This is a genomic window from Thermodesulfobacterium hveragerdense DSM 12571, from assembly GCF_000423845.1.
Taxonomy (GTDB): domain Bacteria; phylum Desulfobacterota; class Thermodesulfobacteria; order Thermodesulfobacteriales; family Thermodesulfobacteriaceae; genus Thermodesulfobacterium; species Thermodesulfobacterium hveragerdense.
Genome location: NZ_AUIT01000001.1, coordinates 187,298 through 195,165, shown reverse-complemented (window position 1 = coordinate 195,165; position 7,868 = coordinate 187,298). Strand labels below are relative to the sequence as shown.

Below are 7,868 nucleotides of genomic sequence, written 5' to 3'. Positions count from 1 at the left end.
AGAAGAAGTATCCAGCTTATATAAAGGGACTTTTGAAAAAGAAGGAGCATTATTTTGTTTATAAGAAATATCCTGAGGGGGTGAGGAGGTATATATACACGACGAATGTGGTTGAGAATATAAATAGCAGGATAGAGCTGATAAGGGTAAATACAGGGGGATATTTTCAATCAATCAAGACAGCAGAGGTTGCGATATACATAACAGTAAGTCGGATTCAGAAAACGAGATGGCAAAAACCACTTCCTTTAATTAAGTCTGCTTTATACGAATTGAGGCAAATGTTTGTAAAGAGATTTTATAAGGAGACACAATTCTCTTGACAAGTGTCCAATATCAAATTTCTAACCTGCTTTACCTGATAAGCCTTTGCTTTTCCATCCTTTAATGGCTGTAAATTAACTATTTCCAAAATATCAGGTCTTGTGAAAATATGATGGTCACCTTTAATTCTTTCGGAGAAACCTAAAGATAAAAGCAATTTTCTTAAATCGCTAAAACTTATATCTTTATCAGATAACCCAGACAATATTTTATTAAGAATCTTTTTGTTTATCTATAGTTCCTACAGTAAAGGCAAACATCCCTGAATTCCAAAAGTAGTTTCCTCCGCTTAAAAAACTGCTTAGGATAAGCTTCTCTTGAGGCTGGCCAAAGTCTTGTCCCAGAGCCACCGGCAAGAATTAGGGCTTTCATAATTCTATTCTACTCCAGTCCTGTTCCGCAAAATCAGATAAGTGAGGTTAGGTGGCATAGGTTTCCTTCTTAAAAGGCAACATTCACTTTAAGAATTATAATCGGGAAAATAAAGTTTGCAACCTGCAAAAAGGATAGGGAAAGGAAGTTCTCAAAAAGTCTTCTTGTTTTAGTAGCTAATAGATTTTTCAATGGTGCCAAAAGAGTTATGTCTATTTTGTTCATCTAAAGACTTCATAATTTAAAAATTTTCTGGAGTTTTGCATTTATCTCATCTCTAAGAGTATCATCTATTTCACCTATTTCTCCAACTATTAAATCTTTTACCACTGTAACGACTTTATCAAGCTTAATCAAAGAATCTGTTTTTAATCCTGTCTTCCCAAATGAAGGATGCTCTTTTGTTAATAAAACATCTGTATCAGAAATCTTTGTTGGTATTTTTGATGTGATAAATGCCAGAATTACATCATTCTCACTTTCATGAATTACTAAAGCAGGTCTCAATTTAGTCAAAGTTAAATCTGTAAATGGAAATGGTACAAGTACTTATTTTACCTTTCATTTGTAAAGTTTTTTCACATCAGAAATTGAATATAAAACTTCATCCTCAAAAAAATCTTTCATTGAAATTTCAAATAGCTTCATTATACCTCTTATTTCATTTTCAGACTTAGACCGCTCATAACGTTCGAACAATTCTAAAAGCAAAGCTTTTATGTCTTGCAACTCTTTCTCTAACTTTGTTTCAAATCTCTTCATAGCTTTATTTCCTTTTTATTAAGTATGTCTTGGATTTGAATTAATTTTACCACAAAAACCAAAGCTTGAAAATGCTTGCTTTTGTAACTCTAAAGAAGTAAGTCTATCGCGATAATCCTTAAGCCCACCTGCCCATGTTAAAAGTAACTTTTTTGTTTAGCACCTTGCCTGAATTTTCTTTCCCATAAAAATTGGGCAAAATCCTCAAGCTCCTTTCTTAAGTCTTCTGGCAATTTTTTTATAATATCCTCAAGCCTTTTTCTCTCTTGCATCTTTGTTCCTCCTGTAGAGGTCAGTTCTCTCAACTAATTTTTTTCGTGCATCACCTTACCATTTCAGGATAAACTTACCTTTAGAATTTTCAAGCTTATAGGGATAGTATGTCGTTACTATTTTGAAATATCACATTTAATTCCTAATTTGAAATGTCACATTGAGAGGGTATCCTCCCTGTATCTTTAGGGAGGTGATAGCAGTGAAAAAATATCAGAGATAAGCTTACCTTATAAGAAGCTACTTACACATTACACCTTAGCTATAGGCAGGCTTTAGATGCAAAGAGAGTTGAAGAGGTGGTAAGAGGAGGGGTAAAACAGGAGAGATGGAAGCCAGCAGAGGACCATCCCTGGAGGCGTAGTTTAAGATTAAAGAAAAAGACCAAAGATGTGACATTCCAAACTGAGAATTATAGGTGACATTACCATTAGTAATAACAGCTTATAGGGATAGTAGCATCAAGCATCTCTTTCCTGGCAATAGCAAGGGACTTCGTTTGGAAGAACATTGTGGAGGAGCCCCCTCGCTTCGCTCGGGGTGACATAAAAAAACATGGGGTGACAATAAAAAAGGCTCGGGGTGACAATAAAAAAGGCTCAGGGTGGCAGAAAAAGGCTTCGGGTTGACAGAAAAGGTGGTCTCGGGGTGACAGAAAAACTTCTGGGCGAGCAGCCGCTCACCCCTACATAGCCTCCACGTTTTATTAACCTGACTACGCCTATTTTGCAATCACTTTAAACCTTATAAGGATTTTTAATTTTTAATATACCTTCTATTAATTGTCCATCATGCATATCCTCAGTAAAAAGTATAGAACATTCATTTTCTAATGCAGAAGCAATTATAAGACTATCCCAGTAAGAATACTTGTAATTCTGAGCTATTTCTAAAGCTTTCTCAATGGAAAATTTATTTATCAAGGAAACCTTAAATTTTTTCCAAAATCTATCTACTAAAATCCCTAATTCTGTGTAGTTGATGTTAAATTTTCTGTTCATTATCCAAATAAATTCATTTACTACTTGAACACTGATTACAATATTATAGGATTCTAAAATAGTAAGAGAAATCTTTCTTTTATTAAGTTCTGTTGCGGAATAGGCATAAATTAAAATATTTGTATCTATAAATACTTTATTCGGCATAAATTTCTTCTCTGTCAAACTTCCAATTAGTTGTATCAATTTTGATTTGATCTGCTAAAATTTCCTTCTCTATGTTTTCTTTTAATCTAATTGTTATTTCGATTTCTTGACCCTTAAATTCTTCAGGAAGTTCGATAGTTAAAATTCTATTCTCAACTTTCACTTCTTTCTTAATAATTGATACTGCCATTATCTTCCTCCTATTTATTTTTTAGCACAATTCTGAAATTTTATGCTGTAATTCAACAGAGGTAAACTTGCCAGCAAAATCAGAAAGAGCACCAGCCCAATCAAATTTTGGTTTCTTTTTAATTTTTTTTCTTCTCTTCTCCCATAAAAATTGGGCAAAATCCTCAAGCTCCTTTCTTAAGTCTTCTGGCAATTCTTTTATAATATCCTCAAGCCTTTTTCTCTCGTGCATCTATGTTCCTCCTGTAGAAGTCGGTTCTTTAAACTCCTTATTAGTTCATCACCTTACTCTTTCAGGATAAACTTCCCTTTAGAATTTGCAAGCTTATAAGGAAGGTAGTATTAAGCCTTTTTTTTTCAAGCAATGGCAAGGGAAAACTCTATTAATTCAGAAAAACATTGTGGAGGAGACCCCTCACTTCGTTCGGGGTGACAGAAAAGGTGGGCACAGGGCGACATGGGGGATGGGACCTCTCGCTGGCGCTCAGGGTGACAATAAAGGGGCGCGGGGAACAACCCTACCCTGTCGTTTCGAGCGTAGCGAGAAATCTCCACAAGCAAAAGCTTTCTGCAGGGCGAGAAGCCGCTCGTCCCTAAATATCCATCTTGTTTTATTCATCTGGTGGAATCTGTTATGCAATTGGTGCCAATTTTGTCTCTCTTGAAACTATTGGATTACAGATTACACTCAAGAAAGTCAAAGAAATTGGAGGCACAAAAATATGAAAGGGATTTTGCTTGCTGGGGGCTCGGGGACAAGGCTTTATCCAGTGACCCTTACGGTTAACAAGCACTTCTTGCCTATCTATAACAAACCAATGGTCTATTATTCCCTATCCTTACTTATGCTTGCGAAGATAAAAGATGTAGTAATCGTGGTTAATCCTCAGGATGAAGAAGGTTTTAAAAAGCTCTTAGGAGATGGAAGCGAGCTTGACATGAACATACGCTATGTAAAACAAGAAAAGCCCTTGGGGCTTTCTCATGCAGTAAAAACTGCTTGCGAAACTTTAGAAAAAGATTGCTCGGTAATGGTTGTTTTAGGAGATAACATTCTCTACGGACATGGACTTCCGCAACTTTTAGAAGAGGCTAAAAGCCAAGTGGTAGAAAAAGGCGGTGCTTATGTGTTTGCCTATCATGTGCCAGCCCCGGAGAGGTTTGGCATCGTTGAGTTTGACGAAGAGGGCAAAGTGATAAGCATAGAAGAAAAGCCCAAACATCCTAAGTCTAACTATGCGGTCATAGGGGTATATATGTTTGACTCAACGGTTTCGGAAAAGGTCTTGAGGATAAAGCCCTCCGCACGGGGAGAGTATGAAATTACTTCTTTGCTTGAAGAGTATCTGAAAGAAGGGAGCCTTAAAGTTAAGCTTTTGGGGAGGGGCTATACTTGGTTTGATGCGGGAACCCATGACAGCTTTTTGGAGGCAGGAGAGTTTGTAGCTACCATAGAAAAAAGAGCAGGCTTGATGATAGGATGTGTGGAAGAGATTGCTTACAGGAACGGCTGGATAGATAAGGAAAGGCTTTTGCAGTATGCCAAAAAGTATTCAAAAACAGAGTATGGGAAGTATTTGAAGAGTTTGGCAGAGGAAACGGTCCATGCCCTTTGAATTTGAGCTTTTTTTCAATTTTGAAGGTAATACTGATAAAAGTCAAAATTTTCTAACGAAGAAGATAAAAAACCTTAGGGAAACTTATCACCAGGGCTATAAAATATTGTTTAGGAGGTGTGAATGTGATGGAAGAAAGGAAAAATAAGGAAGCTGAATACATAAAAAATGAAATCATTAAGTTAGTTAAAAAGTACTATAACACGGTTCATAAACCTAGTCAACTGAAGAAGTTTGTACCCGGTAAAGATAAAATTAATTATGCTAGCATTATTTATGACGAAAAAGAAATTATAAATTTAGTAAACGTAGCTTTGGACTTCCGACTTGCGGCAGGAGCAGTAGCTCATGAATTTGAGAAAAAATTGGCAGATTTTTTAGGAGTTAAGTATTGTCTTCTTACTAATTCAGGTTCATCTGCCAATCTATTAGCTATATCTGCATTAACATCAACTAAGCTTAAAGATAAACGCTTAAAACCAGGTGATGAGGTTATAACTACTGCCTGTGGCTTCCCAACTACTATTGCTCCCATCATACAGAATAATTTAGTACCTGTATTTGTTGATATTGACATAATCACTTGTAATATTAAAGCAGATATGATTGAAGAAGCTATATCAGAAAGAACAAAAGCAATATTTGTAGCCCATACACTCGGAAATCCGTGTGATATAGATAAGATAATGAAAATATCTGCAAAATATAACTTATTTTTTATAGAAGACAACTGTGATGCTTTAGGTTCAAGCTATAACGGCAGATACACTGGTACTTTTGGACATATTTCCACTATTGCTCAGTTCTAAAAGGTAAAGGTTTATGGTTTCTTTGAGTTTTAAGAGTATATCAGAAAGGTTCATAAAGTTTTTATCTTACGAGCAACTTCGACTGCTTCTTTGGCATCTTTAGCCCAGAAGTCGGCACCAATTTTTTTATACAAATCTGGCATGAGATTGAAGGCAATACCCCCTACCATTATTTTAGGGACATGATCTCCTAAGGTTTTTAATGATTCAATTATTCTTTGTGCTTTTGTAATGTTAAAAGGCATGGTGACAGAGATAGCTAATAATTTAGGTTTAGTTTTTTTAACTATATTAATCAACTCTTCCTCAGGAACATTAGCCCCTAAATATAAAACATCCCAACCATCCATCTCAAGAAAATCTGCTACCATTCTGCAACCAAGCTCATGGAATTCATTGGGTGTAGCTGTGACAATAGCCTTAAGTTTGCTTTTTTGGGTTTTAGAAAATAGAAGATAGAGGTTTGCTATAATTCTTCCTACAATAGAGGTGGCAAGATGTTCTTCTGCTACTGAGATTTTACCTTGTTCCCATAGGTTGCCAACATCATAAAGGGCAGGTTGAATTATATTTAAATAAAAGTCTTGAAGATCCTCTGGTCTTTTTACGATCTTTTTGGTAAATTTTAAAGCTTTTTCAAAATCCCCTTCTAAGATGTAATAAAGAAATTGATTTTTCTTTTCTTCCCATTTACCTTCAAGTTTTATGGTGAAAACAGCTTCATCTTTGGATAAATCTATCATTTTTTCGTGTTTTTCAATAAGCCAATCATAGGTTTTCATTATTTCATCAGAGCTTGGTTTTGAAAGAAATTTTTTAATGGCCTTTTTCCAGGTTTCTAACTCAACTAAAAAGTAATCATAAGTAAAGCCATGGTTATGGTAGGACCGGTAAACCCATGGTACCATTTTTACAAACAGTTCAAACATTGAAAACTTAAAGACATTGATCATAAAATTTACATGATGTCTATGATTGTCAAACATCATCTGTAAAGAGTTTCCTCCGATTAAAGAGAAAATGTCTTTTCTTTTTGACATCTTTGTGTTAACAAAATTAAGCATAAGATCTTTGTGTTTTTCGTATTCTTCTGCTGCTTCGAAAGATACAGGTAAGACTTTTTCTGCTTCCCTGATAAGTTCTTCCATAATCATAAACTCGACAAATAACAAACTCTGTTTTTTCCTTCTTTTTTGGCCTTATACAAGGCATTATCTGCTATTTCTATCAAATCTTTAGGGTTTACCATATCTTTATTGATAGCTGCCACCCCACAACTAACAGTTATAGAAAGGGTTTGGTTTTGTTTAATTTCAATTTGTTCCTTAGCTATTTCTTCTCTAACTCTTTCTGCTATTGCTATAGCATTCTCAGTGTCTGTTTCAGGAAGTAATACAACGAATTCTTCTCCACCAAACCGAAACACTAAATCGTTTTTTCTAAGAGTCTTTTTTATTATCATGACTAGAGTTTTCAATACCAAATCTCCTGTCATATGTCCGTAGTTATCGTTTATTTTTTTAAAGTTGTCTATGTCAATAAAGATGATACTAAATTTTTTTCCATATCGTTTAAAATCTTCAAAGGAGTTTTCTAAAATTTCATAAAAAAATCTTTTGTTGTAAGCACCAGTAAGCGGGTCTGTAACTGTCTCTTGTTCAAGGATTAGAGTATATAATCGAGTTCTTAATAAGATATAAAGTTTGGCTTTTAATTCTATTTTTTCTATAGGAATTCTGATCAAATCGTCGACGATTTCATACAACGTTTTTTCCGCAAGACTAAGGTCATCTTTAGTAGTAAGTAGAATCACCGGTAAAAACAAGGGAAAGACCTTTTTCTTGATTTCTAAGAGCTCTTTTTGTCGTTTTTTTAGCTCAACTCCATCTATAATGATCAGGTCAAAGTTTAAATCTTTAATATCGTTCTTTTCATCGAGGATAGTATATTTTGAACTTAATTCTTTTGTAAGTAAACTATAGTTTGTTTTGTTAGAAACTAAAATTAATATCTTTTCCATAGATCATCTTAATAAAGATTGTATTATTGCTAAAAATTCTTTGATAACTATGGGTTTGACAATAACTCCTTTAGCACCTCTTGTTAGGCTTTCTTCTTTTATTTTGGGATTATTACAACTGGATAGAACATAAAAAGGTTTGTTTAATAGCTTTAGTTTTTTGCAGTAATCCCAAATGTTTTTGTCATAACCTGCTATATCAAGAAAAGCTATATCAAAATGAGGATCAATTAATATCTTATCCAGGTCTTTATATGAGTAAGCTTTGATGGTGTTATATCCTTGTTTTTGTAGAAAATCAGCCATCAACTCAACATTTTTAGTTAGTTTACTTATTATTAAAATAGTTTTCATT

General features: G+C 34.4%; 12 protein-coding genes and 1 pseudogene. 3 read left to right on the top strand and 10 right to left on the bottom strand.

Translation table 11 applies throughout. The annotated features are described in order from the left end of the window. Positions 1-323, top strand: a 323-nt coding sequence (locus G580_RS0101110; protein ID WP_028840675.1) for a transposase, incomplete at its 5' end; no start/stop codon positions are given. Between the two features lie 288 nt (positions 324-611). On the opposite strand, the pseudogene G580_RS11900 reads toward G580_RS0101110, so the two are convergent. The 7 genes and pseudogenes from G580_RS11900 to G580_RS0101070 form a co-directional block, all read right to left on the bottom strand. Then, positions 612-696 (bottom strand): annotated as a pseudogene (locus tag G580_RS11900) (sugar phosphate nucleotidyltransferase); the annotation flags it as partial. A 234-nt stretch (positions 697-930) separates the two neighbouring features. Beyond that, on the bottom strand, positions 931-1,212 hold the full coding sequence (locus G580_RS09480) for a type II toxin-antitoxin system PemK/MazF family toxin (RefSeq protein WP_051172932.1): 282 nt from the start codon (positions 1,210-1,212) through the stop codon (positions 931-933). Positions 1,213-1,257: 45 nt separating this feature from the next. Next, the gene (locus tag G580_RS0101095) at positions 1,258-1,458 is read right to left on the bottom strand and encodes a hypothetical protein (protein WP_028840674.1); all 201 of its coding nucleotides are present in this window, start codon (positions 1,456-1,458) and stop codon (positions 1,258-1,260) included. A 137-nt stretch (positions 1,459-1,595) separates the two neighbouring features. Continuing rightward, a complete protein-coding gene (locus tag G580_RS11655) occupies positions 1,596-1,730 on the bottom strand; it encodes a DUF2281 domain-containing protein (RefSeq protein ID WP_211211319.1) in 135 nt (44 codons plus the stop codon). 738 nt (positions 1,731-2,468) lie between these two features. Beyond that, positions 2,469-2,879: a PIN domain-containing protein gene (locus tag G580_RS0101080; protein WP_028840673.1), complete on the bottom strand. Its 411-nt coding sequence runs from the start codon at positions 2,877-2,879 to the stop codon at positions 2,469-2,471. Continuing rightward, positions 2,869-3,069, bottom strand: coding sequence for a hypothetical protein (locus G580_RS0101075; RefSeq protein WP_028840672.1), 201 nt, complete (start codon positions 3,067-3,069; stop codon positions 2,869-2,871). The genes G580_RS0101080 and G580_RS0101075 overlap by 11 nt, the downstream gene beginning before the upstream one ends. A 21-nt stretch (positions 3,070-3,090) precedes the next feature. Next, positions 3,091-3,300 carry a DUF2281 domain-containing protein gene (locus G580_RS0101070; protein ID WP_028840671.1) on the bottom strand — a complete coding sequence of 70 codons (210 nt, stop codon included), beginning with the start codon at positions 3,298-3,300 and terminating at the stop codon, positions 3,091-3,093. Positions 3,301-3,790: 490 nt separating this feature from the next. Between G580_RS0101070 and rfbA the strand changes: the two genes are divergently transcribed. Together rfbA and G580_RS09470 are read left to right on the top strand one after the other, a co-directional pair. Next, on the top strand, positions 3,791-4,684 hold the full coding sequence (rfbA, locus tag G580_RS0101060) for a glucose-1-phosphate thymidylyltransferase RfbA (protein ID WP_028840669.1): 894 nt from the start codon (positions 3,791-3,793) through the stop codon (positions 4,682-4,684). A gap of 128 nt (positions 4,685-4,812) precedes the next feature. Continuing rightward, positions 4,813-5,493: an aminotransferase class V-fold PLP-dependent enzyme gene (locus G580_RS09470; RefSeq protein WP_038041243.1), complete on the top strand. Its 681-nt coding sequence runs from the start codon at positions 4,813-4,815 to the stop codon at positions 5,491-5,493. Between the two features lie 50 nt (positions 5,494-5,543). On the opposite strand, the gene G580_RS0101045 is transcribed toward G580_RS09470, so the two are convergent. From G580_RS0101045 to G580_RS0101035, 3 genes are read right to left on the bottom strand one after another with little or no spacing between them, the layout of a single operon-like run. Next, a complete protein-coding gene (locus G580_RS0101045; protein WP_169357050.1) occupies positions 5,544-6,641 on the bottom strand; it encodes a cobalamin B12-binding domain-containing protein in 1,098 nt (365 codons plus the stop codon). Between the two features lie 2 nt (positions 6,642-6,643). Further along, complete coding sequence (locus tag G580_RS0101040; RefSeq protein ID WP_028840667.1) at positions 6,644-7,513, bottom strand: GGDEF domain-containing protein; 870 nt, start codon at positions 7,511-7,513, stop codon at positions 6,644-6,646. A gap of 3 nt (positions 7,514-7,516) precedes the next feature. Further along, a complete protein-coding gene (locus G580_RS0101035) occupies positions 7,517-7,867 on the bottom strand; it encodes a response regulator (RefSeq protein WP_038041190.1) in 351 nt (116 codons plus the stop codon). Position 7,868: the final 1 nt, after the last annotated feature.

What these genes read in the sequence shown, in the direction of transcription:
- G580_RS0101095 (WP_028840674.1), bottom strand. Translation starts at nt 1,458, where the DNA reads ATGAAGAGATTTGAAACAAAGTTAGAGAAAGAGTTGCAAGACATAAAA.
- G580_RS11655 (WP_211211319.1), bottom strand. Translation starts at nt 1,730, where the DNA reads ATGCAAGAGAGAAAAAGGCTTGAGGATATTATAAAAAAATTGCCAGAA.
- G580_RS0101080 (WP_028840673.1), bottom strand. Translation starts at nt 2,879, where the DNA reads ATGCCGAATAAAGTATTTATAGATACAAATATTTTAATTTATGCCTAT.
- G580_RS0101075 (WP_028840672.1), bottom strand. Translation starts at nt 3,069, where the DNA reads ATGGCAGTATCAATTATTAAGAAAGAAGTGAAAGTTGAGAATAGAATT.
- G580_RS0101070 (WP_028840671.1), bottom strand. Translation starts at nt 3,300, where the DNA reads ATGCACGAGAGAAAAAGGCTTGAGGATATTATAAAAGAATTGCCAGAA.
- rfbA (WP_028840669.1), top strand. Translation starts at nt 3,791, where the DNA reads ATGAAAGGGATTTTGCTTGCTGGGGGCTCGGGGACAAGGCTTTATCCA.
- G580_RS09470 (WP_038041243.1), top strand. Translation starts at nt 4,813, where the DNA reads ATGGAAGAAAGGAAAAATAAGGAAGCTGAATACATAAAAAATGAAATC.
- G580_RS0101045 (WP_169357050.1), bottom strand. Translation starts at nt 6,641, where the DNA reads ATGGAAGAACTTATCAGGGAAGCAGAAAAAGTCTTACCTGTATCTTTC.
- G580_RS0101040 (WP_028840667.1), bottom strand. Translation starts at nt 7,513, where the DNA reads ATGGAAAAGATATTAATTTTAGTTTCTAACAAAACAAACTATAGTTTA.
- G580_RS0101035 (WP_038041190.1), bottom strand. Translation starts at nt 7,867, where the DNA reads ATGAAAACTATTTTAATAATAAGTAAACTAACTAAAAATGTTGAGTTG.